Annotated in this window: 27 protein-coding genes; 16 read left to right on the top strand and 11 right to left on the bottom strand. The window is 68.2% G+C overall.

Annotation, left to right across the window (positions count from 1 at the left end):
* Positions 1-415: 415 nt before the first annotated feature.
* Positions 416-1,012 (top strand): helix-turn-helix domain-containing protein, encoded by a 597-nt coding sequence (locus AC5WJ1_RS03130; RefSeq protein ID WP_135704658.1) that lies wholly within the window; start codon positions 416-418, stop codon positions 1,010-1,012.
* A 46-nt stretch (positions 1,013-1,058) separates the two neighbouring features.
* Here the strand turns inward: AC5WJ1_RS03130 and ocd are convergent, their stop codons facing one another.
* Both ocd and AC5WJ1_RS03120 read right to left on the bottom strand, forming a co-directional pair.
* Positions 1,059-2,144, bottom strand: a complete 1,086-nt coding sequence (gene ocd / locus AC5WJ1_RS03125; RefSeq protein WP_135704656.1) for an ornithine cyclodeaminase — start codon at positions 2,142-2,144, stop codon at positions 1,059-1,061.
* Positions 2,145-2,155: 11 nt separating this feature from the next.
* A complete protein-coding gene (locus tag AC5WJ1_RS03120) occupies positions 2,156-3,034 on the bottom strand; it encodes a dimethylarginine dimethylaminohydrolase family protein (RefSeq protein ID WP_135704655.1) in 879 nt (292 codons plus the stop codon).
* A gap of 156 nt (positions 3,035-3,190) precedes the next feature.
* On the opposite strand from AC5WJ1_RS03120, the gene AC5WJ1_RS03115 reads away from it, so the two are divergent.
* The 7 genes from AC5WJ1_RS03115 (at position 3,191) to AC5WJ1_RS03085 (ending at position 10,137) form a co-directional block, all read left to right on the top strand.
* Positions 3,191-3,610 carry an Lrp/AsnC family transcriptional regulator gene (locus AC5WJ1_RS03115; RefSeq protein ID WP_116317273.1) on the top strand — a complete coding sequence of 140 codons (420 nt, stop codon included), beginning with the start codon at positions 3,191-3,193 and terminating at the stop codon, positions 3,608-3,610.
* A 185-nt stretch (positions 3,611-3,795) separates the two neighbouring features.
* The gene (locus AC5WJ1_RS03110) at positions 3,796-4,935 is read left to right on the top strand and encodes an HPP family protein (RefSeq protein ID WP_135704653.1); all 1,140 of its coding nucleotides are present in this window, start codon (positions 3,796-3,798) and stop codon (positions 4,933-4,935) included.
* Positions 4,936-5,196: 261 nt separating this feature from the next.
* Complete coding sequence (locus AC5WJ1_RS03105) at positions 5,197-6,402, top strand: AI-2E family transporter (RefSeq protein WP_195431710.1); 1,206 nt, start codon at positions 5,197-5,199, stop codon at positions 6,400-6,402.
* A gap of 7 nt (positions 6,403-6,409) precedes the next feature.
* Positions 6,410-7,105: a paraquat-inducible protein A gene (locus AC5WJ1_RS03100; protein ID WP_133093895.1), complete on the top strand. Its 696-nt coding sequence runs from the start codon at positions 6,410-6,412 to the stop codon at positions 7,103-7,105.
* The gene (locus AC5WJ1_RS03095) at positions 7,102-7,851 is read left to right on the top strand and encodes a paraquat-inducible protein A (RefSeq protein WP_133093894.1); all 750 of its coding nucleotides are present in this window, start codon (positions 7,102-7,104) and stop codon (positions 7,849-7,851) included. The genes AC5WJ1_RS03100 and AC5WJ1_RS03095 overlap by 4 nt, the downstream gene beginning before the upstream one ends.
* Positions 7,838-9,487: a PqiB family protein gene (locus tag AC5WJ1_RS03090; RefSeq protein WP_135704649.1), complete on the top strand. Its 1,650-nt coding sequence runs from the start codon at positions 7,838-7,840 to the stop codon at positions 9,485-9,487. Before AC5WJ1_RS03095 ends, AC5WJ1_RS03090 begins: the two co-directional genes overlap by 14 nt.
* Entirely contained in the window at positions 9,487-10,137 is a 651-nt protein-coding gene (locus tag AC5WJ1_RS03085; RefSeq protein WP_240745928.1) for a PqiC family protein, read from the top strand. The genes AC5WJ1_RS03090 and AC5WJ1_RS03085 overlap by 1 nt, the downstream gene beginning before the upstream one ends.
* Before the next feature lie 139 nt (positions 10,138-10,276).
* On the opposite strand, the gene AC5WJ1_RS03080 is transcribed toward AC5WJ1_RS03085, so the two are convergent.
* Positions 10,277-10,837: a nucleoside 2-deoxyribosyltransferase gene (locus tag AC5WJ1_RS03080; RefSeq protein ID WP_195431711.1), complete on the bottom strand. Its 561-nt coding sequence runs from the start codon at positions 10,835-10,837 to the stop codon at positions 10,277-10,279.
* Between the two features lie 170 nt (positions 10,838-11,007).
* Here AC5WJ1_RS03080 and AC5WJ1_RS03075 point away from each other — a divergent pair, with 170 nt between their 5' ends.
* From AC5WJ1_RS03075 to AC5WJ1_RS03055, 5 genes are all read left to right on the top strand, one after another.
* Positions 11,008-11,949, top strand: a complete 942-nt coding sequence (locus AC5WJ1_RS03075; protein ID WP_135704645.1) for a 2-hydroxyacid dehydrogenase — start codon at positions 11,008-11,010, stop codon at positions 11,947-11,949.
* Positions 11,950-12,009: 60 nt separating this feature from the next.
* Positions 12,010-12,204 (top strand): DUF1059 domain-containing protein, encoded by a 195-nt coding sequence (locus AC5WJ1_RS03070; protein WP_133093890.1) that lies wholly within the window; start codon positions 12,010-12,012, stop codon positions 12,202-12,204.
* Between the two features lie 215 nt (positions 12,205-12,419).
* The gene (gene modA / locus AC5WJ1_RS03065) at positions 12,420-13,217 is read left to right on the top strand and encodes a molybdate ABC transporter substrate-binding protein (protein ID WP_195431712.1); all 798 of its coding nucleotides are present in this window, start codon (positions 12,420-12,422) and stop codon (positions 13,215-13,217) included.
* A gap of 13 nt (positions 13,218-13,230) precedes the next feature.
* Positions 13,231-13,944 (top strand): molybdate ABC transporter permease subunit, encoded by a 714-nt coding sequence (gene modB / locus AC5WJ1_RS03060; protein WP_135704641.1) that lies wholly within the window; start codon positions 13,231-13,233, stop codon positions 13,942-13,944.
* Positions 13,945-13,952: 8 nt separating this feature from the next.
* Complete coding sequence (locus AC5WJ1_RS03055) at positions 13,953-14,675, top strand: ATP-binding cassette domain-containing protein (RefSeq protein ID WP_133093887.1); 723 nt, start codon at positions 13,953-13,955, stop codon at positions 14,673-14,675.
* Between the two features lie 22 nt (positions 14,676-14,697).
* Here the strand turns inward: AC5WJ1_RS03055 and AC5WJ1_RS03050 are convergent, their stop codons facing one another.
* The 5 genes from AC5WJ1_RS03050 to AC5WJ1_RS03030 form a co-directional block, all read right to left on the bottom strand.
* On the bottom strand, positions 14,698-15,492 hold the full coding sequence (locus tag AC5WJ1_RS03050; protein ID WP_135704639.1) for a TOBE domain-containing protein: 795 nt from the start codon (positions 15,490-15,492) through the stop codon (positions 14,698-14,700).
* Positions 15,493-15,592: 100 nt separating this feature from the next.
* Positions 15,593-16,372, bottom strand: coding sequence for an enoyl-ACP reductase FabI (gene fabI / locus AC5WJ1_RS03045; protein ID WP_133093885.1), 780 nt, complete (start codon positions 16,370-16,372; stop codon positions 15,593-15,595).
* Positions 16,373-16,431: 59 nt separating this feature from the next.
* A complete protein-coding gene (locus AC5WJ1_RS03040) occupies positions 16,432-16,737 on the bottom strand; it encodes a hypothetical protein (RefSeq protein ID WP_195431713.1) in 306 nt (101 codons plus the stop codon).
* A gap of 266 nt (positions 16,738-17,003) precedes the next feature.
* Positions 17,004-17,825: a tyrosine-protein phosphatase gene (locus tag AC5WJ1_RS03035; protein ID WP_195431715.1), complete on the bottom strand. Its 822-nt coding sequence runs from the start codon at positions 17,823-17,825 to the stop codon at positions 17,004-17,006.
* Between the two features lie 70 nt (positions 17,826-17,895).
* The gene (locus AC5WJ1_RS03030; RefSeq protein ID WP_133094218.1) at positions 17,896-18,141 is read right to left on the bottom strand and encodes an RNA-binding protein; all 246 of its coding nucleotides are present in this window, start codon (positions 18,139-18,141) and stop codon (positions 17,896-17,898) included.
* A gap of 534 nt (positions 18,142-18,675) precedes the next feature.
* On the opposite strand from AC5WJ1_RS03030, the gene AC5WJ1_RS03025 reads away from it, so the two are divergent.
* The 3 genes from AC5WJ1_RS03025 (at position 18,676) to AC5WJ1_RS03015 (ending at position 21,982) form a co-directional block, all read left to right on the top strand.
* The gene (locus tag AC5WJ1_RS03025) at positions 18,676-20,124 is read left to right on the top strand and encodes a DASS family sodium-coupled anion symporter (RefSeq protein ID WP_240745979.1); all 1,449 of its coding nucleotides are present in this window, start codon (positions 18,676-18,678) and stop codon (positions 20,122-20,124) included.
* 21 nt (positions 20,125-20,145) lie between these two features.
* The gene (locus AC5WJ1_RS03020) at positions 20,146-21,195 is read left to right on the top strand and encodes an Ldh family oxidoreductase (RefSeq protein WP_195431716.1); all 1,050 of its coding nucleotides are present in this window, start codon (positions 20,146-20,148) and stop codon (positions 21,193-21,195) included.
* Between the two features lie 91 nt (positions 21,196-21,286).
* Positions 21,287-21,982: a transglycosylase domain-containing protein gene (locus AC5WJ1_RS03015; RefSeq protein WP_133093880.1), complete on the top strand. Its 696-nt coding sequence runs from the start codon at positions 21,287-21,289 to the stop codon at positions 21,980-21,982.
* A gap of 90 nt (positions 21,983-22,072) precedes the next feature.
* Here the strand turns inward: AC5WJ1_RS03015 and AC5WJ1_RS03010 are convergent, their stop codons facing one another.
* The 3 genes from AC5WJ1_RS03010 to fdhF are packed head-to-tail and all read right to left on the bottom strand — an operon-like array spanning position 22,073 to position 26,073.
* Positions 22,073-22,297 carry a formate dehydrogenase subunit delta gene (locus AC5WJ1_RS03010; protein ID WP_063236919.1) on the bottom strand — a complete coding sequence of 75 codons (225 nt, stop codon included), beginning with the start codon at positions 22,295-22,297 and terminating at the stop codon, positions 22,073-22,075.
* A complete protein-coding gene (fdhD, locus tag AC5WJ1_RS03005; protein ID WP_135704630.1) occupies positions 22,294-23,166 on the bottom strand; it encodes a formate dehydrogenase accessory sulfurtransferase FdhD in 873 nt (290 codons plus the stop codon). The genes AC5WJ1_RS03010 and fdhD overlap by 4 nt, the downstream gene beginning before the upstream one ends.
* A 15-nt stretch (positions 23,167-23,181) precedes the next feature.
* A complete protein-coding gene (gene fdhF / locus AC5WJ1_RS03000) occupies positions 23,182-26,073 on the bottom strand; it encodes a formate dehydrogenase subunit alpha (protein WP_434033150.1) in 2,892 nt (963 codons plus the stop codon).
* Positions 26,074-26,094 lie beyond the last annotated feature (21 nt).

Below are 26,094 nucleotides of genomic sequence, written 5' to 3'. Positions count from 1 at the left end.
CCGCTGAATTCAGCGGCCGCTGCAAAGACGGCAGCAGCGTGGGGAACCACCCGGGCAGCACGGTGTCTGCCAGTTACTGGCTCTCGCGTCCCGTGGAGCGGCACAGTCTTCAGTGTGCGTTGAAAAACAAAAGTGCGATGAATTTGTAGTTTTTTCTTACTGATTGCCTGGTCTTTGCGGCATATTATGGGCTTCCGGCAAATCCGGAACCGGGACATGCAAAGCCATCAACTGCGGGCAGTCTGCGGGAAATGACAAAAACATCAAATCGACGATAAATAATCGTCCGACCAGCGGGGGAGCGGGTCAGGACACAGGGTCAGTCAACCATTGGCAGTAACAATACGCGGTGCAGGTGCCTGGCATCGCGCGCGCCTGGCCGGCGCGACCTGCCTTCAGGACTACGGGTGATTGGATGAAACTGGATCCGGCACTGGCTGAAAAGCCTTACTACAGCACGCGTACAGCGGCAAAACTGCTCAATGTCTCGCTGGGCACTGTCCAGAAGATGGTAGAGCGCGGCGAACTGGGAGCCTGGAAGACCAACGGCGGCCACCGGCGCATCCACAAGGAAACCGTGCATCGCCTGCTGGCGACGCGCATCGGGCCCGAAACCGCGGCGCCCCATGGCCTGGACCTGGTGGTGTTCCACCCCAACCACCAGGAAGCGCAGCGCATCCACGGCCAGCTGGGCAAGTGGGGGCTGCCGCTCAAGAGCCTGGTGGTCGACGACGTGCTCGACACCGTGATCACCTCGGTCAGCGCGCATCCGCGCGTGGTGCTGTACTACGTCGACGAACTGAACGACGCCGAGTCGGCCACCATCGAGAAGCTGCAGAATTTCTTTGCCAGCCAGCATGTGATCTTTGCTGTCATCACCAACCGCCAGGCCTATGACGGCGTGGCCGACGCGCTGCAGCACTGGGGCATCATGGTGTTCCTGAAGACGCCATCGCTGGAAGAGGTCAAGGGCTTCCTGCGCGCCCAGCTGATGATGGGCCGCGCCGGCTGAGTCGAGCGCTCCCCCTGAACGCTCAACCCAGGGGAGCGCATCGCGCTCAGGCCAGCGACGCCAGCCTCTGCGGCTCCAGCCCGGCCTCGCGCCCTTCGGCCTGCGCCATCATCCAGCCATAGAGATTGCGCGGGTCCGGCGGCATCGCCACCAGTTCCACCGCCCTGCCCGCCCGCCGGGCATGCGCGGCGGCATAGAGCCAGCGCAGCGCGGCGTAGTCTTCCAGCGCAAACCCCACGGAATCGAACACCGTCACTTCGTCGGCCGCGGCCCGGCCCGGCGCGGCGCCGGCCAGCACCTGCCACAGCTCGGTCACTGACGAGTCGGCGGGCAGCTGCTGGATCTCGCCTTCGATGCGCGTCTGTGGTTCGTACTCCACCACGATGCGCGCCTGGCGCAGGATGTCGGCATGCAGCTCGGTCTTGCCGGGGCAGTCGCCGCCAACCGCATTCAGGTGCATGCCCGGGCGCACCTGCGCCGGCGTGAGGATGGTGGCGCGGGTCTTGTCGGCGGTCACGGTGGACACGATGTCGGCGCCGGCCAGCGCGGCCGGCACCGACTCCGCGGCGCGGATCACCAGCCCCGGCACGCCGGCAAGGTTGCGCATCAGCCGTGCCGTGGCGGCTGGGTCGATGTCGTAGGCGGCAATCTCGCGCACGCCCAGCATGGCGTGGAAGGCAAGCACCTGAAACTCGGCCTGCGCGCCGTTGCCGATCAGCGCCATGGTGCGCGCGCCCGGCCGCGCCATCGCCTGCGCCGCCAGCGCCGAGGTGGCGGCGGTGCGCAGCGCGGTGGCCAGCGTCAGGTCGGCCAGCATCAGCGGGAACCCGGTTTCCACTTCGGCCAGCAGGCCGCACGCCATTACGGTCGGCATGCCATGCTGCGCGTTGCGCGGATGGCCGTTGACGTACTTGAACGCGTACTGGATGCCGTCGCTCACCGGCATCAGCTCGATCACGCCGCGCGCAGAATGGCTGGCCAGGCGGGCGGACTTGTCGAAGGCATCCCAGCGCAGGAAGTCCTGGCGGACATGGTCGGCCATCTGCACGATGGCGGGCTGCACGCCGACCGCGGCCACCAGCCTGGCCACGTCGTTGGCGTCGAGGAACAGCGAACGGGCGGTCTCTTTCATGATTGGCTCCATCATGCCGCGGCCGCGGCGATCCCCGGCCCGCTGCTGCGGTCGAGCCGCAGCGTCATGCAATAGGCGCCGCCGCCGGAGAGCATGAAGGGAGTCAGGTCGACCTCATGCAGCTGGTAGCCGCGCCGGCCCAGTTCGGTGCGCAGGTGCGGCGTGGTGCGGGTCATCACCACCTGGTCGTCCAGGTTGACGGCATTGACGCTGAAGTGGCGCAGGTCGTCGGCGCTGGCCTCGATGCGAAGGCGCGCCGGCAGCCGCGCGCGCAGCTCGCGCAGCGATGCTTCGCTGAATGCCGGCGGGTAATAGAGGATCTCGCCGCCGGACAGCGGGCAGAAGCATACGTCGAGGTGGTAGCTCTGTTCGGTGGCCAGTTCCAGCGCCACGACTTCCTGGCCGAAGAATTCCGACACGGCAGTGGCCGCCTCATGCGACGAGCGCGGCCCGAAACCGGCCCAGAAATGGCCGCGGCCGGCATCCCAGATGCAGTCCCCCGCGCCCTCCTGGAAGCAGCCTTCGGGCAGCAGCGCCACTTCATCGAGCAGGCCGCGCTCGCGCAGTGCGCCGAAGATTTGCGCGAACGGCGCTTCTTCGCCGCGGCGCTGCGGGTAGCGGAAGCGCGCCAGCAGTGCGCGGCCGTCGAGCACCACGGCGGCATTTGCCGGGAAAACCATGTCGGGCAGGCCGGGGGCGCCCGCGGCCACTTCCACCGCGAAGCCGGCCCGGCCCAGCGCCGTGCGCAGCGCGTCGAAGGACTGGATGGCGTCGCGGTGCATGCCGCGCGGGTCGCGCGCCCAGGCGTCGGGGTCCATCCACGGATTGATGCTGTACGACACGTCGTAGAAGGTCGGCTCGACAAGCAGGATCGTGGGGGTCTGGATCACGGCGGCTCCTTTTTTGGGGTTCTGGAAAGAATTCAGTCGATTGCATTCTGGTGCAGGCTGGTGTTAACTAATAGCCAGCAAGATGTGCAATTTGTGCGTTGCATCGAGCAAAACGCCAGACTTCATTGGCAAATCGCCAGAACACCTCTCAAGCCCATGGACGCGACCGATCAACAGCTGCTCTCCCTGCTGCGCGACAACGCGCGCACGCCGGTCACCGCGCTGGCGCAGGCGCTGCGCGTGTCGCGCGCGACCGTGCAGAACCGGATCGACAAGCTGGAGAAGGAAGGACTGATCGTCGGCTATACCGTGCGCCTGCGGCCCGAGGCCGAGGCGCATCGGATCCGCGCGTGGATGACGATCGCGGTGGAGGGCAACAAGGCGCGCACGGTGCTGCAGGCGCTGCGGGGCGAGCCCAATGTGCAGGCGCTGCATACCACCAACGGGCGCTGGGACATCATTGCGGAATTGCGCGCGGATACGCTGGAGGCATTTGACCGGACGCTGGACCGGATAAGGTTGATCGAGGGGATCAGTGCGACGGAGACGAGTATTTTGCTGTCGACTTATAAGTAGCGCCGCAGGTTTGCGTGCTACCAGCTGTGCAAGGCCTGGCGCAGGGCACGACATGGGGCGACTCCATGTTGCTCTTGTGCGGTGCATCACGCCCCAACACAGGGATGCGCTGCACCAAAGGCGGCCAAATATATCACCGCGTGATATATTACGTGCACCATTCCCAAGCCGCCCCCAGTCCAAGAATGCCAACTGCCCCCGCTGTCGCCTCGCTGGCGCAAAATACACGTGCATGGCTGCGCACTTTTGTGCCGCTGCCGGTCGCTGCCAACCGCCATGAGCGCATCAAGAGTTGCTTTGGCGCGCTGCTAGGCCTGTTCATCACCGAATGGATCAGCCACCAGACGCTGGGCGGATTCAATCCCTGGTTCGTCGCGCCGATGGGCGCCTCGGCGGTCCTGCTGTTCGCGGTGCCGTCTTCGCCACTGGCGCAGCCGTGGTCGGTCATCGGCGGCAACCTGTTTGCGGCGCTGGTGGGCGTGGCCTGCGCGCGCTGGATTCCGGACCCGGGCCTTGCCGCGGCGATAGCGGTGGCCGTGGCGATTGCCGTGATGTTCCAGTTTCGCTGCGTGCACCCGCCCAGCGGCGCCGTGGCCGTCACGGCGGTATTCGGCGGGCCGGCGGTCAGTGCACTCGGTTTCGGCTTCGTGGTGGTGCCGGTGCTGTTCAACTCGATGCTGCTGCTGCTGATGGCGCTGGCCTTCAACAACCTGTCGCGGCGGCGCTACCCGCACCGCCCCCCCGAGCCCGCGGTGCAGCATGGCACCAAGGACGTGCCGCCAACGCAGCGCGTTGGCTTTACCCGTGCCGACCTTGACGCGGCCCTGCAGGCGCGCGGCGAATTCCTCGATATCGAAGAAGACGACCTGGAAGCCATCCTGGTGGCGGCGCAGCTGCACGCGTACCGGCGCCACTTCGGCAACGTGCTGTGCGGCGAGATCATGTCGCGCGACGTCATCCTGGTGCGGCCCGAGCAGCCTGCGCACGAGGCCGGCCACCTGCTGTCGCGGCACCGCGTCAAGGCGCTGCCGGTGGTCGATGCGAACAACCGCCTCGAGGGCATCATCACGCAGAGTGACTTCTTCGCCGCGCAGCGTGATACCGGCGCGCGCCGGCTGGCCGGCACCGTGCGCGACCTGATGACGCGCGCCGTGGTCACCGCGCGCCCCGACCAGCCGATGGTGGAGCTGGCCCGAGCCTTCTCCGACGGCGGCCTGCACCATGCGCCGGTGATCGACGACAAGCACCGCGTGGTCGGCATGGTGACGCAATCCGACCTGGTTGCCGCGCTGCTCAAGAGCGGCGTGATGGCGGTGCCGGGCTGAGGCTGGCCCTTTCCCCCGGTGCCGGCCATGCCCGGCGCCTTCTAGCTCCGTTTCCGCCTCCCCGCGTTGACGCCACGGCCCGCCGCGCTGTTCAACGTCACAAAGCTATGGCACTGTGGATGCGTCCGGGCATGCTGCGCCGGCGCACCGCGGTGGTGGCGCCTGAAGCACCCTTCCAGCGCCCCTTTGGCATCGCCCGCCCCGGCGTAGGCTATATTTACGCCGTTTCCGTCACACCGGCGGGCCCAGGGAGAGCCATCGATGAGTTCCGGTCAGTTAATCGAGAAGATTGCTGCAGTCTTTGCGCTGATCGTGTTGATCGGCGGCTCGCTGCTGGTGCTCGCACCGTTCACCACGGCGCTGCTGTGGGGCGCAATCCTGGCCTACAGCTCGTGGTACCCGTACACGGTGCTGTCGCGCTGGCTCGGCAACCGGCGCAGCCTGTCGGCGCTGATCTGCGTGCTGCTGGCCACGGTGATCGTGCTGGGCCCGTTCGTCTACGCTGGCGCCAGCTTTTCGGCGCACGTCGACGACCTGTCGGCGCTGGTCAACCGCTATATGGAACAGGGCATCCCGCAGCTGCCCGAATGGCTGAGCAGCCTGCCCTATGTCGGCACTTACCTGCAAAGCTCGTGGAACAGCATCATCAACGCCGACTCCGAGATGGTGGCCAACCTGCGCAAGCTGATCGCGCCGGTCGGGCATGTGCTGCTCGGCGCCGGCCTGTCGATCGGCGCGGGGCTGGGGCAGCTGGCGCTGTCGATCATCCTGGCATTCTTCTTCTATACCGGCGGCGAGTTCGCCATCGCGTGGCTGCGCGCGGGCATGCGCCGCATTGCCGGCGAGCGCGCCGACCACCTGCTGGAACTGGCCGGCAGCACGGTCAAGGGCGTGGTCTACGGCGTGCTCGGCACGGCCTTTATCCAGGCGGTGCTGGCCGCCATCGGGCTGTGGATCGCCGGCGTGCCGGGCGCGGCCATCCTCGGCTTCGTCACCTTCTTCCTGTCGGTGGTGCCGGTGGGCCCGCCGCTGGTGTGGCTGCCGGCGGCGCTGTGGCTATACCACACCGGGTCCACCGGCTGGGCCATCTTCCTGGTGATCTGGGGCGTGGGCGTGGTCAGCATGGCCGACAACATCGTCAAGCCGCTGCTGATCAGCAAGGGCACCGGCATGCCGCTGATCTGGATCATGCTGGGCGTGCTGGGCGGCGCGCTGGCGTTCGGCTTCCTGGGAGTGTTCATCGGCCCGACGCTGCTGGCGGTGGCGTATGCGCTGCTGCGCGACTGGACCATCGGCTCGCAGGAGGAGCTGAAGCAGGATCTCGCGCGCGACCTGAAGCCGGGCGGCGCGCCGGCGGTGTCCGCGGCGACGCACCCCGCCGCGGCGGCCCCGGCGGCTCCGGCAGTCCCCGCCGTGGTCGACAATCCCGACGTGCCGCCGGCGACCACCGGCAAGCACCCCGGCTGAACGGCTGATGGCAGGTCCAGACAACGCCCCCGCACCCGCCTTGCCCGATACCTCGCCCGCCGCGCTGCACCGGCTGGTGGCGTGCGAATACTGCGATGCGGTCTACGAGCGCACCCCGATCTCGCCCGGCGAGCGCGCGCTGTGCCTGCGCTGCGGCGGCGAGCTGTACCGCGAGAGCCGCCGCCATTACCGGCGCCTGCTGCCGCTGGTGGTCACCGCGCTGATCCTGTTCCTGGTTTCCAACGCCTACCCCATCGTCGAGATGGACCTCAAGGGGGTGCGCACGCAAACCACGCTGCTGGGCGCGGTGCACGCGCTGTATGAAGACCACATGGCGCTGGTGGCGGCGCTGGTGTTCGCCACCACCATATTGTTCCCGCTGTCCGAGCTGCTGATGATGATCTACCTGCTGGTGCCGATGGCGCAGCACCGCATGCCCCTGGGCTTCGACCGCATCGTGCGCGGCATCCGCCAGACGCGGCCATGGGGCATGATCGAGGTCTTCATGATCGGCGTGCTGGTCACGCTTGTGAAGCTGTCCACGATGGCGCGCGTGCTGCCCGGCATCGCGCTGTGGTCGTTCTCCGCGCTGGTGATCGTGCTGGCGGCGATGCTGTCGTTCGACCCGCGCGACCTGTGGCGCTACCTGGAGACGCCGGACGATGAGGGCGCGACAGGCGGGTCCGGCGAGGGCGGCCAATGACGAACGCGCTCCCGCCACAACCGCCACGGCCTTCGCGCCCCGACCGCCTGGCGCACCCGCGCCGGCTCGCGCGCGAAGTGGTGGCCGAACTCACCGACGACGACGAACGCACGCCGCTGCCGCAGGTGCCCACCGCCGGCCGCCTGGGCCTGCTCTCCTGCCACGCCTGCGACCTGGTCAGCCCGCGCACGCTGGAAGGCGAGCCCTGCCCGCGCTGCGGCGCCACGCTGCACCACCGCAAGCCGGACAGCCTGGCACGCACCTGGGCCTTCCTGCTGGCTGCCTTTATCCTGTACATCCCGGCCAACATGCTGCCGGTGATGGTCACACAGTCGATCCTCGGCACCCAGCGGGACACCATCCTGTCCGGCGTGATCTACCTGTGGCTGTCCGGCTCGCACATGCTGGCGGTGCTGGTGCTGATCGCCAGCATCATCGTGCCGCTGCTGAAGATGCTGATCCTTACCTTCCTGCTGCTGTCGGTGCATTTCCGCGCGACCTGGCGCATCCGGCAGCAGACCCGGCTGTACGGGCTGGTGGAAGTGATCGGCCGCTGGTCGATGCTCGATATTTTCGTGGTGGCGCTGCTGGCCTCGCTGGTGCGGGCCGGGGCGCTGGCCACCATCATCCCGGGCGGCGGCGCGCTGGCCTTCGGCGCGGTCGTGGTGCTGACCATGCTGGCCTCGCTCAGTTTCGATCCGCGCCTGCTGTGGGATTCGCTGGAAGACGACAATGCCCGACACTGAACAACATCCGCCTGATCCCGCCGCCCCGCCCGGCCCTCCCGGCCTGCCGCGGCCCGAGCGCCGGCGCCGCGCGCGCTGGCTGCCATCGCTGGTGTGGCTGATCCCGATCGTCGCGGCGGTCGTCGGCGTGTCGCTGCTGGTGCACACGCTGGCCTCGCGCGGGCCGGAGATCACCGTCAGCTTCCGCACCGCCGAGGGCCTGACGCCGGGCAAGACCGCGGTGCGCTACAAGGACGTCGATATCGGCCTGGTCAAGTCGGTGCGGCTCGCGCGCGACCGTTCGCATGTGATCGCGTCGATCGACCTGACCAAGGACGCCGAAAACTTCGCCGTGGCTGACACGCGCTTCTGGGTGGTGCGCCCGCGCTTCGCCGCCAGCGGCGTGTCGGGGCTGGAGACGCTGCTGTCCGGCGCCTATATCGGTGTCGATGCCGGCAAGTCCGGCGAGACCACACACGAATTCAAGGGACTGGAAGTGCCGCCGGTGGTGACCACCGACGCATCCGGCAAGCAGTTCGTGCTGCGCGCCTCCGAGCTGGGCTCGCTCGACATCGGTTCGCCGGTCTACTACCGCCGCGTGCTGGTAGGCCAGGTGGTGGCCTACCAGCTGGAGCCCAACGGGCGCGACATCACGCTGAGGGTGTTCGTCAACAAGCCCTATGACAAGCTGGTCACCGCCGATACGCGCTTCTGGCATGCCAGCGGCGTCGACCTCAAGCTCGATGCCGGCGGCCTCAAGCTGTCGACGCAATCACTGGTGACGGTGCTGCTGGGCGGCGTTGCGTTCCAGGCGCCGGAGCGTACCACCGCCACCGATGCCGCCGCGGAAAACACGCAATTCCTGCTGGCCGCCGACCAGTCCGAGGCGATGAAGGAGCCCGAGGAACTGGCGCCGACGCTGGCCGTGCTCAACTTCGACCAGTCCGTGCGCGGCCTGTCGCCGGGCGCGCCGGTGGACTTCCGCGGCGTGATCGTGGGCCAGGTGCGCTCGATCGGCATCGAATACCAGCGCGACAAGAAGGCCTTCCGCATGCCGGTGGTGGTCGAGCTGTACCCGTCGCGCATGGGCTTCCGCGAACGCGACGTGGAAGACCGCGCGCGCGCCCGGCAGATCATCGAGGGCCTGCTCAAGCGCGGCATGCGTGCGCAGCTGCGCACCGGCAACCTGCTGACAGGCCAGCTGTATGTGGCGCTCGACTTCTTCCCGAAGGCGCCGCCCGCCAAGGTCGACCTGGATGCGCCGATCCCCGAGTTCGCCACCACGCCGGGCACCTTCGACCAGCTGCAGGCGCAGGTCGGCGATATCGTCAACCGCATCGACAAGATCCCGTTCGACCAGATCGGCCAGGACCTGCGCACCACGGTGGCAAGCCTGAACAAGACGCTCAACACCGCCGACCAGCTGGTGCAGCAGCTCAACGGCGACGTCGCGCCGCAGGTGCTGGCGGCGCTGCAGGACGCGCGCAAGACGCTGACCGCGGCCAACGGCACGCTGGCGTCGGATGCGCCGCTGCAGCAGGACACGCGCCGCATGCTGCAGGAACTGACGCGCACCGCCACGTCGCTGCGCACGTTGACCGATTACCTCGAACGCCATCCCGAAGCGCTGCTGCGCGGCAAGCTGGAGAAAGACTGATGAAGCGCCATCCCCCAACCTCCGCACCTGCCGCCGTGCTTGCCCGCTGCGCCATTGCCGGCGCCATTGCCAGCACACTGGGCGCCGCCGTGCTGGCCGGTTGCGCCTCGCCGGAGCCGCGCTACTACACGCTGGCCCAGGGGCCTGCAGGCGTCGCCACGCTGCCGGCGGCGACGCCGGCGCCGTCGACCAGCACGCTGTGGCTGGAAGTCGCGCCGGTACGCGTGCCGGAGCGCCTCAACCGGCCGCAGCTGGTGGTGCGCGACGGCGGCAATGACGCCAGCCTGCGCCTGCTCGACCTGGCGCGCTGGTCGTCGCCGCTGCCGGATGAGTTGCGCGATGCGCTGTCACAGCGCCTGCAGGCCACGCTGGGCGCGGTCGATACCTACCAGCAGGGGCTGTCGGACGTGCAGCCGCTGTATCGGATCACGACGGAAGTACTGCGGCTCGACGCGGATGTCGGACAGCGCGCCGGCGCCACGATCAACTGGACCGTGCGGCGGTTGCCGGACGGCAAGGTGGTCAGCGGCCGCACGCAGGCGGAGTTGTCCGCGCCCGGCGAGGTCGATGGCGTGGTGGCGGCTTACCGGGAGATCGTGGCAAGCACGGCGAAGGATATTGCGGCAGGGGTGGAGGCGCTAAGGCGATAAACCGAACGCGACGGAGCTTGCCGGAAGGAAGGTGCGCCCAAGCCGCGAGATCTGGCCTAAGCAAGGTGTTCTCCCTCTCCCCTCAGCGTCCCCTCAGCGGGAGAGCAAGGGAAGCAAACCAGCGGTAGAAAAAACGCCCTCAGTCATCCCCCCACACCGCGGCATCCCGCTCGCGCCGCGCAGCCGCCTCCGCAGCGCGCCGGTGGATGGCCTCGGCCATCGCCGCCAGGCATTCCGCCGCCCCGCCCCGCACCAGCCTCACCGGGCACGCCAGCATCAGGTTCACGGGCAAGCCGAAATCCTCCACCACAAACCCGCGTGCATCCAGCGGCCGGCCTTCCGCGTCGGTCACCACCGTGGCGCGATCGCGCACCGTTCCCAGGTCCGCGCTGTAGCCCCATACCGGCTTCTGCAGCGCCACCGCAAACCCCACCTCGAAGGCCGTGCCCGAGTCCGGCTCGCCCGGCCCGCGGAAATCGTCGAGGTTGGCCATCACCATGTCCGCGCGGCGCAGCAGCGCGATATTCGCGTCATAGATCCAGCGCGCCGCGTCTGGCGCCGACAGGCCTGCCGGCGCCGCCTTGTCGAGTGGATAGAGCCCGGTGAAGCCATGCGCCGCGCACAGCGACTTGAGTTGCTCGCCCCAGGCGATGGCGTCCTTGCGGAAGACGTCGAAGCCGGCCAGGTAGATGGTTTTCATGGCGGTGTGTTCTTCAGGAAAGAAACGGGATGCCGCAGCATAACCTGCCGCCGCACGAACATCGCACAAAGTTGCTCGCGCGCCGGGGCGGCAGCGGCTGTGTGGTGGCCGGCACGACGCGGGGGCTTGCGCTACCATCTCTGCTCCCTCCGCCGCTACCGCTCCCCCTCATGTCCGCCTCCCAGATCCTCCAGGTCGGCCCGCTCGCGCCCCAGACCAATGCCACGCTCCAGCAACAGTACGGCGCCATCGCGCTGTGGCAGCAGGGCGATGCGCTGGCGTGGGCGCGCGAGCATGGCCAGCAAGTGCGCGTGGTGGTGACCTCGGCGCGCCATGGCTGCAGCGCCGCGCTGATCGACGCGCTGCCGGCGCTGCAGGCCATCGTCAGCTTCGGCGTGGGCTACGACTCGATCGCACTGGATGCCGCCCGCGCGCGCGGCATCCAGGTCAGCAACACGCCCGACGTGCTCAACGACTGCGTCGCCGACCTGGCTTTCGGGCTGCTGCTCGACGCGGCGCGCGGCATCGCCCACGGCGACCGCTTCGTCCGGGCCGGGCGCTGGCCGCAGGGAGGCTTTCCGTTGACGACGCGGGTCTCGGGCAAAAAGCTCGGCATCCTCGGGCTGGGCCGCATCGGCGAGATCGTGGCGCGGCGCGCGCAGGGCTTCGACATGGAGATCGCCTACAACAACCGCCGCCCGCGCGACGGCGCGCCATGGCGCTTCGAGGCCGACCTGAAGGCGCTGGCCGCGTGGTCCGACTTCCTGGTGGTGACCTGCGTGGGCGGCCCGGAAACCGCCGGGCTGGTGTCGCGCGAGATCATCGACGCGCTCGGGCCCAGGGGCATCCTCATCAATGTCTCGCGCGGCAGCGTGATCGACGAAGACGCGCTGGTGGCGGCGCTGGCCGAAGGACGCCTGGGCGGCGCCGGCCTCGATGTGTTCCGCGACGAGCCCAACGTGCCGGCCGCGCTGCAGGCGCTCGACAACGTCGTGCTCGCGCCGCACATGGCCAGCGGCACGCACGAGACCCGCGCCGCGATGACCGCGCTGACGCTGCAGAATCTCGATGCGTTCCTGGCCGATGGCAAGGTGCTGACGCCGGTGCTGTAGTGGCCGGTCCCCCTGCCTATACTGGATACGCCGGCCGCGCGGCCGGTGACAGGAGGCACCATGGGACGCAAGTTTATCGATTGCCGCGAATACCCGAGCGACATCGGCTGCACGGTTGCGATGAGCGCCGACACTGAAGACGAACTGCTCGAAGCCGCGGTCCAGCACGCGGTCGCGGTGCACCAGCACCAGGACACCCCTGAGCTGCGCGCTCAGTTGAAGTCCTTGTTCAAGGAAGGCAACCCGCCGGCCTGAAGCCGGACAAGCTGGCGCCGCAACGGCGCCAGCCCTGGCACTTCCTCGCCGCGGGGCTCATTCGCAGATCCTGATACCGCACTTGCGGCTGCCGGAATACCCATGCCGGTGGTCATGGCGCATCATTGACGCACCGCTATATACGGACGTATATTGCGCCTGACAGTCCACCCATCCCAGCGCCAGCTTTTCTGGCCGCTTCGCCGAGGATTCCCATGTCCGCGTTCCGCTCCGCCCGCACCGGGCGCCGCTCCGTTCTTGCCGGCGCCGTCGGTGCCATGCTGGCCGCCGTGGCGCTGGCCCTGCCCGCCGGGCCGGCTTTCGGCGCCGACCTGGTGGTGTCCGCCGCGGCCAGCCTGACCAACGCCTTCAGGTCGCTGGCCGAGTCGTACGAGCGCGCCCATCCCGGAACCAAGGTGGTACTGAACTTCGGTGCGTCCGACGTGCTGATGCAGCAGATCGTCAAGGGCGCGCCGGCCGATGTGTTCGCCTCGGCCGACCAGGAAGCGATGAACAAGGCCGAGACCGAGAAGGTGATTGCTCATGCCACGCGCCGCAATTTCGCCGCCAACGAGGTGGTGCTGATCGTGCCATCGGACAGCAAGCTGAACATCGGCTCGCTGCAGGACCTGAGGCGGCCGGAAGTGAAGCGCATCGCCTATGGCAACCCGGCCTCGGTGCCGGTCGGCCGCTACACCCGCGGCGCGCTGGAAGCCGCCGGGTTGTGGGACGCGGTCGCCGCCAAGGGTGTGCCGGCGCAGAACGTACGCCAGAGCCTGGACTACGTAGCGCGCGGCGAGGTCGAGGCCGGCTTCGTCTTTGCCACCGACGCCACCGTGATGCCGGACAAGGTCAAGGTCGCCGTGCGCGTGCCGAGCCGCACCCCGGTGACCTACCCCATCGCCATCACCAGCCAGACCCGCCAGCAGAAGGAAGCGGCGCAGTTCGTCGACTTCGTGGCGTCGCCGCAAGGCCAGGCGATCCTGTCGCGCTACGGCTTCCAGAAGCCCTGATTTCCGCCACGCCATGGATGCCGTCTGGGTCCCGCTGCTGTTGTCGCTGAAGGTCGCGGGCTGGGCCACGGCGCTGAACGCCGTGCTCGGCGTCGGCGCGGCGTATGCGCTGGCGCGCTGGCGCTCGCCGCTGCGCGACGTGGTCGACGCGGTGCTGACGCTGCCGCTGGTGCTGCCGCCGACCGTGCTCGGCTACTACCTGCTGGTGCTGGTGGGCCGGCGCGGCGTGTTTGGCGAGTGGCTGTCCAGCCTCGGCATCGAGCTGGTCTTCACCTGGCACGGCGCGGTGCTGGCCTCGACCATCGTCGCCTTCCCGCTGGTGCTCAAGTCGGCCCGCGCCGCCTTCGAAGGGGTCGATCATCAACTGGAAAACGCCGCGCGCGTGCTGGGTGTTTCCGAATCCGGCATCTTCTTCCGCGTGACGCTGCCGCTGGCGGCGCGCGGCATCATCGCCGGCGTGCTGCTGGCCTTTGCGCGCGCGCTGGGCGAGTTCGGCGCCACGCTGATGATCGCCGGCAACCTGCCCGGGCGCACGCAGACGCTGTCGGTGGCGATCTACGAGGCCGTGCAGGCCGGCGACGACAACACCGCCAACCTGCTGGTGCTGGTGACCTCGGTCACCTGCGTGCTGCTGCTGGTGGTCGCCGGCCGGCTGGTGCCCGCTGCGGCGCGCAATCCCGCCGAAGTGTATGAACGCCGGCGCCTGCGCCCGCGTGCCGCGCGCTGAGGAACGCCATGGGCATGCATGTCAGCATCCGCAAGCAGATGGTGTCGGCCGACCGTCAGTTTTCGCTTGATATCGATTTCGACTCCGACAGCCGCCGCATCGCGCTGTTCGGGCCGTCCGGCGCCGGCAAGAGCCTGACGCTGCGCGCCATCGCCGGGCTGCTCGCGCCCGACAGCGGCCGCATCGAGCTGAACGGGCGCACGCTGTTCGACAGCGAAGCGGGCATCGACGTCCGCCCGCAGGAACGCCGCGTGGCCTACCTGTTCCAGGAATACGCGCTGTTCCCGCACCTGACCGTGGGCCAGAACGTCGCCTTCGGGCTGGCGCGCGGCTGGCGCAACCCGCGCCGCGGCGCGATCCCGCCGGAAGCGCGGCGCTGGATCGATGCCTTCGGGCTGGACGAGATCGTCGGCAACTATCCCGCCGAGATCTCCGGCGGGCAAAAGCAGCGCGTGGCGCTGGCGCGCGCGCTGGTGGCGCAGCCCGATATCGTGCTGCTCGACGAACCGTTCTCGGCGCTCGATCCCGCCCTGCGCGCCCGCATGCGCGCCGAGTTGCGCACGCTGCAGGCAAGCCTGGAAGTGCCGATGCTGGTGATCTCGCACGATCCCGCCGATGTCGAAGCGCTGGGCGACCATGTGCTCGAGATCCGCGAAGGCCGCATCTTCGGCAGCGGCGACAGCCGCCACCATGCGCCGGTCTACGCGCCGGTGTCGGCGCGCGTGGCCTGAGCGCGCAACAGGCCTTTCTGCATTACCCCACCACCCCCAGGATCACGCTGGACGCCTTGAACACCGCCACCGCCGGCACACCCGCCGCCAGGCCCAGCGTCTCGACGCTGCCATTGGTAACGATCGCGGCGATCGTGCCGCCGCCGTCCAGTTCGATCACCACCTCCGCATTGACCGCGCCCGGCATCACGCGCGACACCACGCCCGGCAGCTGGTTGCGCGCCGACAGCCGCACGCCCGGATCGGGCAACCCAACCAGCACCGAAGACGCCTTGATCAGCGCGAACGCTTCCACGCCCGCAGCCAGCCCCAGCGTCTCGACGCTTTCATGCGTGATCGTCGCCACGATCTGCTGGCCGCCCGGCAGCGCCAGCACCACCTCGTCGTTGACCGCGCCGCCACGCACGCTGGCGACGCGGCCGAACAGCTTGTTGCGCGCGCTGGTCTTGATCATCATTCGCCTCATCAGGTGGATATCGTCGGCAGCGCCCTCGCCGAGGCGCGACAGCTGCGCGACAAAGCGCCGGTGTTCGTCCTCGAGCGCGCGGTAGGTGTGGATCAGTTGCTCGCCCCGCGCCGTCAGGCGCGTGCCGCCGCCGCCCTTGCCGCCGGCGGCACGCACCACCAGCGCTTCGCCGGCGCTGTTGTTCATCAGGTCGATGGCGTCCCACGCAGCCTTGTAGCTGATGCCGACCGCACGCGCGGCGGCGGTGATCGAGCCGTGCTCGCCGATGGCGGCGAGCAGCGCGATGCGGTCCTTGCCGCCCCAGTCCTGCGAGCCGGAGCGGAACCAGATGGCTCCCTGGAGTTCAAGCATGAGTAGCCGGCACCGCGAACCGGTGCCGTGACAGAGTGGCAAACGCGGCTATGGTAATCCCAATCCCGTTTCCAGGATCAGCACCTGCACGCCCGCTCCGCTACGCCATGATGTGCACGCCGCCATCGACGTACACCGTATTGCCCGAAATCCGCCGCGCGTACGGCGTGGCCAGGTACGCCGTGGCAAAGCCCACGTCCATGATGTCGACCACCTCGCCCAGCGGGGCGCGCCCAGCGGCATCGGCCAGCATCTGGTCGAAGTCCTTCAGCCCAGACGCTGCGCGCGTCTTCAGCGGCCCGGGCGAGATCGCATGCACGCGGATGCCCTGTGGCCCCAGTTCATGCGCCAGGTAGCGGCAGCTGGCTTCCAGCGCGGCCTTGACCGGCCCCATCAGGTCATAGTTGGGGACCACGCGGTTGGCGCCTTCATAGCTCATCGCGAACAGCGTGCCGCCGTTGTGCATCAGCGGCGCGGCCAGCCGTGCCATGCGGATGAACGAATGGCACGAGACGTCCATGGCGCGCGCGAAGCCTTCCGCGGAGGAGTTGAGCAGCCCGCCCTGCAGGTCTTCCTTCGGCGCGAAGGCGATCGAGTGGACCACCGCATCGAGCCCGCCCCATACCGCTTCGATGCGCGCGAACAGCGCGCGCATCTGCTCGTGGTCTTCCACGTTCAGCGGCATCAGGATCGGCGCCTGCACGGCCTCGGCCAGCGGCGCGACGTGCGGATATGCCTTGTCGTTCAGGTACGTCATGGCGATCTGCGCGCCGAGCTCGTGGAAGGCCCTGGCGCAGCCCCACGCGATCGAGCCGTCATTGGCGACGCCGGCCACCAGCACACGGGAACCGGCGAGCGGCGGGTTGGATAAGTTGACCATCGATGCCTCCGGGGGAAGACTTCAAGCTGGACTGGGTGGAATAGGATGACTGAAGCGGATCACTCCGCGCACGGGTCAGCTGCCAGGCCGCGGCGCGGCCTTGCGCTGCGCCGAAGCACGCGAAGCCGGCTTGCCTGTGCTGTCGGCAGCCTGGGGCGCCGCGTGACGATCTGCGCCGACACGGCCTTCTCCAGCGTCAGGAAGGGATTGTCCGCGAGCAGCAGCACGTAACGCTGCCAAACATCGGCGAGGTCTTCCAGCGCCGGCTGGCCCGACGCTGCGAATGGATTGGCGCCATCGTCGGATGGATGCGTGGCGGTGCCGGTGTCTTGCTCGGGCGGAACGGCGGCTATGCGTGCGGTCATTCCACTTCCCCCAGTTGGCGCCGCTTGCGGGCGTTGCGCGCTGGCGGCGCAGGCCGGAGTGGCGCATGTTGCACTGCAACCAGGATTAAGCCTAGCAGCCGGCGCTGCCCGCCGCAAGGCGCCGGAGGTGTGGCGATGGCTACGCCTGCCGGCGCCAATTCCACCTGTCATCCTGCAGTCCGAATCGTCGCCTATGCGGCCCGGCGCACTTACGCGATGCAGTATTCCTGACACCGGGCGCAACCGCTGCGGGCCGTTCCGGCGCGTCAGTCTTCGAGGTAGTGCGCGCGCAGCCGCGCGACGTCGACGCCGAGCGCGTCGGCCAGGTAGTTGTCGACGCTGCCCCAGCCCTGCTCGATCGCCTGCAGCGAGGCATCGAGATAGCTGGCACGGACCTCGAGCAGCGGCATCATGGCCTCGGCGCTCACGCCCAGCCGCGCCATTCGCGCCAGCGCGGTCTCGTTGAAGCGGGCATTGCGCTGGTTCGATTCCAGGTAGTTGGCGAGGATGTCGTCCTGCGCCACGCCCAGCGCCGACAGCAGCAGCAACGAGGCAAAGCCGGTGCGGTCCTTGCCCGCGGTGCAGTGGAACAGCAGCGTCTTGCCCTCCTGCGCGGTCTGCATGAAGCCGCCGAAGGCGTCGCGGTAGCGCACCGGGAAATCGCGGTAGACCTCGAGCATGAAGCCGTCGATCTGCGCCGGCGTGCTGGCGCGCAGGCGCGGCATCAGCACGTCCATTGCCATGCTGCCATCGAGCACCGGCACCGCCACCCAGTTGAAGCGCGCACCGAAGCCGGCCTCGTCCGGCGACTTCTCGGCGGGGGAGCGGAAATCGACCACCATGTCGAGGCCGAGCGCATGCAGCCGGTCCAGGTCGGCCGCGCTGGCCAGCGCCGGGTTGCCGCTGCGATACAGCCGGCCGCTGCGCACGCGGCGTCCGGACGCGCCGCGCAGGCCGCCGAGGTCGCGGGCATTGCTGATGGTGTCGAATGCCAGCCCGGCGTCGCCGATCATGCCGTCCAATGCCGCCGGCCCGGGCGACACGACCGTGTGGGCATGCGGAAATGCCCGGCGGAACCACTTGTTCATTATTGCTCCCTGACTGTTCTTATCGATGCGGACCCGGCAGCCGTCAGTGGCTGAGGTCGGGCGCCCAACCTCAGCGGCCGCGGTACGCCGGCACATACCAGCGCAGGTGGGAGCCGGCGATATAGCGCCGGTCCAGCCGCGCCACCAGCTTCCACACCGCCAGCGCGCCGGCGTCGATATCGACCCAGGCCCACGGGCGCTTCGGGTCGCCGGCGTCGACCAGCTCGACCGAGCGGATGCTGGCGTATTGCGCCAGTGCCTTGCGCAGCGCCGCTGCGCTGAGTCCTGCCTTCAGTCCGCGCACCAAAACCTTCATCATCGGCTCCAATTATTTCAGATCACCCTGACGCATGCATCACCTGGCTGGCCGGGTGTGGCGACGCGTCCGCCGCATCAGCCGCCAGGCCTTGTGGCGCCTGCCTTTACAGATGGGATCACGAATCCGCCGCAGGATTTCGTCGTCCGAAGCAAAACTTGATCTGAATCATTGTCGGCGCAATAAGGCCCAATGAGGCGCTTTGGAGCCTCGACATCACCCCTACCGGCTCGGACAATTCCTATCATGTCGAACGCAACGGCCAGGCCAGAAGCCCGGCCGCCGGAGCAAGCCCGACGCGGATGCCGCCTCGCGACCGACAATGCCACCGCCGGTGCAGTTGGCGGCTTGTGCACCGATCGCCAGCACGCCGTGTCGAGGTATTCGACGAGGATCATCAACACAAGGATGACGGCGATGCCCGATACCTCTCACGCTTCACCTGCCTCCCCGGCCTCCCCGGCCTCCCCGGCCACCCCCACTCCGCCCACGGCGCCCCCGACCGCTGCAACCGCCAGCGCCACCGCGCCCAGGATGACGCTGCACTGGGGCCTGTTCGTCGCCGTCGCGGTGCTGCTCGGCGTACTCGCGATCCCGCAGCCCGAAGGCCTGACCATTGCCGGCCAGCGCATGCTGGCCATCCTTGCCTTCGCCATCGTGGTGTGGATCACCGAGGCGGTCTCGTACGAGGCCAGCGCGATCATGATCACCTCGCTGATGGCGGGCCTGATCGGCTTCGCGCCAACGGTCAACGACCCCAGCGTGCAATACGGCACCTCCCGCGCGCTGGGCATGGCGCTGGCCGGCTTCTCCAACACCGCGCTGGCGCTGGTGGCCGCCGCGCTGTTCATCTCCGCGGCCATGACCGTGACCGGGCTGGACCGGCGCATCGCGCTGGTGACGCTGTCGGCGATCGGCACCAGCACGCGCCGCATCCTGGTCGGCACGATCGCCGTCACCATCGCGCTGAGCCTGGTGGTGCCCAGCGCCACCGCGCGCAGCGCCTGCGTGGTGCCGATCATGATGGGCGTGATCGCCGCGTTCGGCGTCGACAAGAAGTCCAATATCGCCGCCGGCATCATGATCACGGTGGCGCAGGCGACCAGCATCTGGAACGTCGGCATCCAGACCGCCGCCGCGCAGAACCTGCTGACGGTGGGCTTCATGGACAAGCTGCTGGGCGAGCGCATCACCTGGCTGCAATGGCTGATCGCCGGCGCGCCGTGGGCGATCGTCATGTCGGTGGTGCTGTACTTCCTGGTGCGCTGGCTGCTGCCGCCCGAGACCGACGCCATTCCCGGCGGCAAGGAAGCGGTGCAGCGCGAGCTGTCCGGACTGGGCCCGATGACCGGCCCGCAGAAGCGCCTGGCCGCGGTGTCGATCGGCCTGCTGCTGTTCTGGGCCACCGAAGGCAAGCTGCACAGCTTCGACACCGCCACGGTGACCTTTGTCGGGCTGGTGATCCTGATGCTGCCGCGCATCGGCGTGATGGACTGGAAGACCATGCAGCAGCGCACGCCGTGGGGCACGCTGATCGTGTTCGGCGTCGGCATCAGCCTTGGCACCGCGCTGCTGTCCACCAAGGCCGGCCAGTGGCTGGGCGAGTTCGTGGTGACGCATTCGGGCCTGGCCACGCAGGGCGCGGTGATGGTGTTCGCGATCCTGGCGGCGTTCCTGATCCTGATCCACCTGGGCTTTGCCAGCGCCACCGCGCTGACCGCGGCGCTGCTGCCGATCCTGATCTCGGTGCTGCAGACCCTGCCCGGCGACATCAACCGCGTCGGCCTGACCATGCTGCTGGGCTTTACCGTGAGCTTCGGCTTTATCCTGCCGATCAACGCCCCGCAGAACATGGTGTGCCTGGGCACCGAGACCTTCAACGGCCGCCAGTTCGCGCGCATCGGCATCCCGGTCACCATCGTCGGTTATGGCCTGATGCTGCTGTTTGCGGCCACCTACTGGCGCTGGCTGGGCTGGGTGTAAGAGGCCATGAAGGAGGCCACGATGAGACTTTCCCTGGATTCCGCCCGCCGTTTCGCGCGCGACCTGCTGGTGGCGCAGTCGGTACCCGAAGACATCGCCGACGACGTCGCCGAGCACCTGGTCGAAGCCGACCGCTGCGGCTACGCCAGCCACGGCATCTCGATCCTGCCCAACTACCGCAAGGCCATCGAGACCGACAACGTCAACCGCGAAGGCCGCGCCACCTGCGCGCTGGACCGGGGCTCGCTGATGGTGTTCGACGGCCATCGCGGCTTCGGCCAGCACGTGGGCAAGACCGTGATGCAGGCGGCCATCGGGCGCGTGCGCGAGCACGGCCATTGCATCGTCACGCTGCGCCATTCGCACCACCTCGGCCGCATGGGGCACTACGGCGAGCTGGTGGCGGCGGCCGGCTTCGTGCTGCTGAGCTTCACCAACGTAACCAACCGCCCGCCGGTGGTGGCACCGTACGGCGGCCGCGTCGCGCGCCTGACCACCAACCCGCTGTGTTTCGCCGGCCCCATGCCGAACGGCCGCCCGCCGATCGTGGTCGACATGGCCACCAGCGCGATCGCCATCAACAAGGCGCGCGTGCTGGCGGAGAAAGGCGAAGCCGCGCCGGAGAACAGCATCATCGATGCCGAAGGCAATCCCACCACCGACGCCTCGACCATGTTCGGCGAGGATCCCGGCGCGCTGCTGCCGTTCGGCCTGCACAAGGGCTATGCGCTGGGCGTGGTGGCGGAACTGCTGGCGGGCGTGCTGTCGGGCGGCGGCACCATCCAGCCGGAAAACCCGCGCGGCGGCGTGGCCACCAACAATATGTTCGCGGTGCTGGTCAATCCCGAACTGGACCTCGGCCTGAGCTGGGAAAGCGCCGAGGTGGAGGCCTTCGTCAAATACCTGCACGACACGCCGACGGCCCCGGGCTTCGACCGGGTGCAGTATCCCGGCGAGTTCGAGGCGGCCAACCGCGAGCGTGCGGCCGATGCCCTCGACATCAATCCCGCGATCTGGCGCAACCTGGAACAGCTGGCGCAGGCGGTAGGCGTGCCGGTGCCGAAGGGCTGACCGCCGCGGTGCTGCCAGCCGCCGGCCATAGGTACGGCAAGGGACAGCAGGAACTCGCCCCCCGCCGCCCGCGGCTGGCACAATACGCGGCATGAAAAGCCTCTGGTCCGCCTTCGTCAGGCTGCTGGTGCTCGCCGTGGTCGGCGGCGCGCTGCTTGCCACCGTTGCCATCCTCGCCCTCCAGCGGCAATTGCCGTCGCTCGACGCGCTGGCGGATTTTCGCCGCAGCGCTGACTATGTCCCGCTGTCGCGCTATCCGCGCGGGCTGATCGACGCCGTGGTGGCGATCGAGGACGAGCGCTTCTACGTGCATGACGGCATCGACTACGTCGGCGTGATCCGCGCGGGCGTCGCCAACCTGTCCGACGACCTGTCGCAGGGCGCGTCGACCATCACCATGCAGGTGGCGCGCAACTTCTACCTGTCGCGCGACAAGACCTATACGCGCAAGCTGTACGAGGTGCTGCTGTCGTACCGGATCGAGGACGCGCTGAGCAAGGACGAAATCCTCGAGCTGTACCTGAACAAGATCTATCTCGGCCAGGGCGCGTATGGCTTCGCCGATGCGGCGCAGACCTATTTCGGCAAGCCGCTGGCGCAACTGTCGCTGGCCGAATCCGCGATGCTGGCCGGCCTGCCCAAGGCTCCCTCGGCGAACAACCCGGTCGCCAACCCTCGCCGGGCGCGGCAGCGGCAGGTCTATATCCTGCGGCGCATGCTGGAGCTGGGCAGGATTTCGCATCCCGAATATGACGGTGCCTTGCTGGAGCCCTTGCGCCTGAAGTGATGCCTGACGGGCGGGAAGAAGCTCAAGGTCTATGCAGACGTCGACAGCGCATTCACGCAGAACTTTGCGGCCCGTCTGCGGCAAGCAACCCTATTCCAGCACGCTCCGGTGCCGCGCCAGCGCCTCCTGCACGATCGCATCCAGCCCCACGCCGGATTCGCCGTCGACGTGTCCCAGCAACGCCCTGCGCATGCGCGGTTCCCAGAAGCGCTTGATATGCCCGGCGATATCGGAAACCGCCTCCTCGCGATCGGGCATCGCCTCGAAGAAGCTGCCGATCTGGTTGGCCATGGTGATCAGGTTCTCGACGTTCATACGAGGCTCGCTTCGTGTTGCAGGCCGTGTTGCAGGCGTTGTGGATGGGCATAGACCACGTGCGCGCCGGCGCGCACGAACCCGGCCAGCGTGATATTGGTCTGCTCCGCCAGCCGCACCGCCAGCGCCGTCGGCGCCGACACTGCCGCCAGTACACCGGCGCCGATGGCGGCGGTCTTGAGCACCATTTCATAGCTGGCGCGGCTGGTGACCAGCACGGCGCCCGTGGAGATGTCCTCGCCGCTGCGCGCCAGCGCGCCGGCCAGCTTGTCGAGGGCGTTGTGGCGGCCCACGTCTTCGCGCACCAGCGATACGTGGCCATCGGCGCGCAGCCACGCGGCGGCATGCGTGGCGCCGGTGTGGCGCTGCAGTGCCTGGCGCAGCTGGAGCTGCACGAACGCGGCCTGGATCACGTCGGTATGGAAGCTGCCGTCGCTGCGTACCGGTGCCGGGGTGCGCATCACCTGCTCCAGCGATTCCGTCCCGCACAGTCCGCAACCGGTGCGCCCCGCCAGCGAGCGGCGGCGCTCCTTCAGCTGCATGAACGCTTCCGAGGCAATTTCCAGCCGCACCGCGATGCCGTGCTCGCGCGTGTCGACTTCGATGTCATAGACATCGCGCGCCGTCGGCACGATGCCTTCGCTCAGGCTGAAACCGAGCGCGAAGTCTTCCAGGTCGGCCGGCGTGGCCAGCATCACCGCATGCGAGATGCCGTTGTATTCCAGCGCGACCGGTACCTCCTCGGCCACCTCGTCGGGGCTGAGCGAGATTTCGCCCTGCCGCCAGCGGCTGACGGCAAAGGTGCTGTGGGTCGGCATCTCGTCCAGCGCCACTGGATCGGCCTGCGGTGACTGCATGCAGCGCATCATGATGTCGCCCTCCGCTTAGTTCGCCGCCTGCGCCGCGGTTTGTGCCGGATCCGCGCTGGCGGCTTCCAGCAACTGCAGCTGCTGCGTGTTGAAGTCCTGGTACTGCTGCTGCCACGCCGACGGTTGCGCCACCGGCATCACCTGCACCGCGGTGACCTTGTATTCCGGGCAGTTGGTGGCCCAGTCCGAGTTGTCGGTGGTGATCACGTTGGCGCCGGATTCCGGGAAGTGGAAGGTGGTGTAGACCACGCCCGGCTGCATGCGCTCGCTGACGATGGCCCGCAGCACCGTATCGCCCGCGCGGCTCTGCACGCCGACCCAGTCGCCGTCCTTGATGCCGCGCTCTTCCGCGTCGTGCGGATGGATTTCCAGCCGGTCCTCGGCGTGCCAGTAGACGTTGTCGGTGCGCCGCGTCTGCGCGCCCACGTTGTACTGCGACAGGATGCGCCCGGTGGTCAGGATCAGCGGGAAGGCGCGCGTGATCTTCTCGGTGGTCGGCACGTACTTGGTGATGATGAACTTGCCCTTGCCGCGCACGAAGGCGTCGATGTGCATGGTCGGCGTGCCTTCCGGCGCGTCGGCGTTGCACGGCCACTGGATGCTGCCCAGCTCGTCGAGCCGCTTGTAGCTGACGCCGGAGAACGTCGGCGTCAGGCGCGCGATCTCGTCCATGATCTGCGACGGGTGGGTGTAGTCCATCGGGTAGCCGAGCGCGTTGGCCAGCAGGATGGTGGCTTCCCAGTCGGCGTAGCCGGCCTTGGGCGGCATCACCTTGCGCACGCGCGAGATGCGGCGTTCGGCATTGGTGAAGGTGCCGTCCTTCTCCAGGAACGACGAACCCGGCAGGAACACGTGCGCGTACTTGGCGGTCTCGTTCAGGAAGATGTCCTGCACCACGATGCATTCCATCGACGAGAGCGCCGCGGACACGTGCTGCGTGTTCGGATCCGACTGGACGATGTCCTCGCCCTGGCAGTAAAGGCCCTTGAAGCTGCCACCAAGCGCGGCCTCGAACATGTTGGGAATGCGCAGGCCCGGCTCGGGGCTGATCTCGACATTCCACGCGGCCTCGAACATGCCGCGCACGGTCGAGTCCGACACGTGGCGATAGCCAGGCAGCTCATGCGGGAACGAGCCGATATCGCACGAGCCCTGCACGTTGTTCTGCCCGCGCAGCGGATTCACGCCCACGCCCTCGCGGCCGATATTGCCGGTGGCCATGGCCAGGTTGGCGATGCCCATCACGGTGGTGGAACCCTGCGCATGCTCGGTGACGCCCAGGCCGTAATAGATCGCGGCGTTGCCGCCGGTGGCATACAGGCGCGCGGCAGCGCGCAGCTGGTCGGCTGGAATGCCGGTGACGGATTCCATCGCCTCGGGCGAGTTCTCCGGCAGCGCGACAAAGTCGCGCCATTGCCCGAAGGCACGATCCTCGCAGCGTTCGGCGATAAAGGCTTCGTTGAGCAGCCCTTCGGTGACGATCACGTGGGCCAGCGACGTCACCAGCGCGACGTTGGTTCCCGGACGCAGCTGCAGGTGGAAATCAGCGCGGATATGCGGCGAGTCGACCAGGTCGATCCGGCGCGGGTCGACCACGATCAGCTTGGCGCCGGCACGCAGGCGCTTCTTCATGCGCGACGCAAACACCGGGTGGCCGTCGGTCGGGTTGGCGCCGATCACCATGATCACGTCGGCCTTCTCCACCGACTTGAAGGTCTGCGTGCCCGCCGATTCGCCCAGCGTCTGCTTCAGGCCATAGCCGGTGGGCGAATGGCACACGCGCGCGCAGGTGTCGACGTTGTTGTTGCCGAAGGCGGCGCGCACCAGCTTCTGCACCAGGTAGCCCTCTTCGTTGGTGCAGCGCGACGATACGATGCCGCCGATCGAATCCTTGCCGTGCTGCGCCTGGATGCGCTTGAACTCGGAAGCCGCGTAGCCGATCGCCTCTTCCCACGACACTTCGCGCCACGGGTCGGTGATCTTCGCGCGGATCATCGGCTTGAGGATGCGGTCCTTGTGCGTGGCGTAGCCCCAGGCAAAGCGGCCCTTGACGCAGGCGTGGCCTTCGTTGGCCTTGCCGTCCTTGTACGGCACCATGCGCACGACCTCGTTGCCCTTCATCTCCGCCTTGAACGAGCAGCCCACGCCGCAGTAGGCGCAGGTGGTGACGGTGCTGTGCGAGGCCTGGCCCAGCTTGATGACCGAGGTCTCGGTCAGCGTCGCGGTCGGGCACGCCTGCACGCAGGCGCCGCACGAGACGCAGTCCGAGTCCATGAACGACTGGCTGGTGCCGGGCGACACGCGCGAGTCAAACCCGCGGCCGCTGATGGTCAGCGCGAAGGTGCCTTGCGTTTCCTCGCAAGCGCGCACGCAGCGGTTGCAGACGATGCACTTGGACGCGTCGTAGGTGAAGTACGGGTTGGACTCGTCCTTCTTCAAAGCCGTGTGCGTGGCAATCGGCTTCGCCTCGGGGCCGCCGTCGTTGTAGCGCACCTCGCGCAGGCCCACCACGCCGGCCATGTCCTGCAGCTCGCAGTTGCCGTTGGTCGGGCAGGTCAGGCAGTCGAGCGGGTGGTCCGAGATATACAGCTCCATCACGCCGCGGCGCAGGTCGGCGAGCTTGTCGCTCTGCGTCTTCACCTTCATGCCGGCTTCCACCGGCGTGGTGCACGAGGCCGGGTAGCCGCGGCGCCCCTCGATCTCGACCAGGCACAGGCGGCACGAGCCGAAGGCCTTGAGGCTGTCGGTCGCGCACAGCTTGGGCACGGCGATCTCGGCTTCCATCGCTGCGCGCATCACCGACGTGCCGGCGGGCACGGTGACGCTGACGCCGTCGACTTCAAGGGTGACCATCTCGGTCGATTCGCTGGCGGGGGTACCGAAGTCGATTACATCGCGGCAGTCCATCTTTGTCTCCCGTGTTCTGTT

The organism is Cupriavidus sp. MEYA8 (genome assembly GCF_059278825.1).
The sequence above is the reverse complement of the archived record's forward strand: the minus strand, read 5'-3'. Positions and strand labels throughout refer to the sequence as shown.

Excerpts from the sequence above, each read along its gene's own strand:
- AC5WJ1_RS03130 (WP_135704658.1), top strand. The coding sequence starts at position 416 with ATGAAACTGGATCCGGCACTGGCTGAAAAGCCTTACTACAGCACGCGT.
- ocd (WP_135704656.1), bottom strand. The coding sequence starts at position 2,144 with ATGAAAGAGACCGCCCGTTCGCTGTTCCTCGACGCCAACGACGTGGCC.
- AC5WJ1_RS03115 (WP_116317273.1), top strand. The coding sequence starts at position 3,191 with ATGGACGCGACCGATCAACAGCTGCTCTCCCTGCTGCGCGACAACGCG.
- AC5WJ1_RS03110 (WP_135704653.1), top strand. The coding sequence starts at position 3,796 with ATGCCAACTGCCCCCGCTGTCGCCTCGCTGGCGCAAAATACACGTGCA.
- AC5WJ1_RS03105 (WP_195431710.1), top strand. The coding sequence starts at position 5,197 with ATGAGTTCCGGTCAGTTAATCGAGAAGATTGCTGCAGTCTTTGCGCTG.
- AC5WJ1_RS03100 (WP_133093895.1), top strand. The coding sequence starts at position 6,410 with ATGGCAGGTCCAGACAACGCCCCCGCACCCGCCTTGCCCGATACCTCG.
- AC5WJ1_RS03095 (WP_133093894.1), top strand. The coding sequence starts at position 7,102 with ATGACGAACGCGCTCCCGCCACAACCGCCACGGCCTTCGCGCCCCGAC.
- AC5WJ1_RS03090 (WP_135704649.1), top strand. The coding sequence starts at position 7,838 with ATGCCCGACACTGAACAACATCCGCCTGATCCCGCCGCCCCGCCCGGC.
- AC5WJ1_RS03085 (WP_240745928.1), top strand. The coding sequence starts at position 9,487 with ATGAAGCGCCATCCCCCAACCTCCGCACCTGCCGCCGTGCTTGCCCGC.
- AC5WJ1_RS03080 (WP_195431711.1), bottom strand. The coding sequence starts at position 10,837 with ATGAAAACCATCTACCTGGCCGGCTTCGACGTCTTCCGCAAGGACGCC.
- AC5WJ1_RS03075 (WP_135704645.1), top strand. The coding sequence starts at position 11,008 with ATGTCCGCCTCCCAGATCCTCCAGGTCGGCCCGCTCGCGCCCCAGACC.
- AC5WJ1_RS03070 (WP_133093890.1), top strand. The coding sequence starts at position 12,010 with ATGGGACGCAAGTTTATCGATTGCCGCGAATACCCGAGCGACATCGGC.
- modA (WP_195431712.1), top strand. The coding sequence starts at position 12,420 with ATGTCCGCGTTCCGCTCCGCCCGCACCGGGCGCCGCTCCGTTCTTGCC.
- modB (WP_135704641.1), top strand. The coding sequence starts at position 13,231 with ATGGATGCCGTCTGGGTCCCGCTGCTGTTGTCGCTGAAGGTCGCGGGC.
- AC5WJ1_RS03055 (WP_133093887.1), top strand. The coding sequence starts at position 13,953 with ATGGGCATGCATGTCAGCATCCGCAAGCAGATGGTGTCGGCCGACCGT.
- AC5WJ1_RS03050 (WP_135704639.1), bottom strand. The coding sequence starts at position 15,492 with ATGCTTGAACTCCAGGGAGCCATCTGGTTCCGCTCCGGCTCGCAGGAC.
- fabI (WP_133093885.1), bottom strand. The coding sequence starts at position 16,372 with ATGGTCAACTTATCCAACCCGCCGCTCGCCGGTTCCCGTGTGCTGGTG.
- AC5WJ1_RS03040 (WP_195431713.1), bottom strand. The coding sequence starts at position 16,737 with ATGACCGCACGCATAGCCGCCGTTCCGCCCGAGCAAGACACCGGCACC.
- AC5WJ1_RS03035 (WP_195431715.1), bottom strand. The coding sequence starts at position 17,825 with ATGAACAAGTGGTTCCGCCGGGCATTTCCGCATGCCCACACGGTCGTG.
- AC5WJ1_RS03030 (WP_133094218.1), bottom strand. The coding sequence starts at position 18,141 with ATGAAGGTTTTGGTGCGCGGACTGAAGGCAGGACTCAGCGCAGCGGCG.
- AC5WJ1_RS03025 (WP_240745979.1), top strand. The coding sequence starts at position 18,676 with ATGACGCTGCACTGGGGCCTGTTCGTCGCCGTCGCGGTGCTGCTCGGC.
- AC5WJ1_RS03020 (WP_195431716.1), top strand. The coding sequence starts at position 20,146 with ATGAGACTTTCCCTGGATTCCGCCCGCCGTTTCGCGCGCGACCTGCTG.
- AC5WJ1_RS03015 (WP_133093880.1), top strand. The coding sequence starts at position 21,287 with ATGAAAAGCCTCTGGTCCGCCTTCGTCAGGCTGCTGGTGCTCGCCGTG.
- AC5WJ1_RS03010 (WP_063236919.1), bottom strand. The coding sequence starts at position 22,297 with ATGAACGTCGAGAACCTGATCACCATGGCCAACCAGATCGGCAGCTTC.
- fdhD (WP_135704630.1), bottom strand. The coding sequence starts at position 23,166 with ATGATGCGCTGCATGCAGTCACCGCAGGCCGATCCAGTGGCGCTGGAC.
- fdhF (WP_434033150.1), bottom strand. The coding sequence starts at position 26,073 with ATGGACTGCCGCGATGTAATCGACTTCGGTACCCCCGCCAGCGAATCG.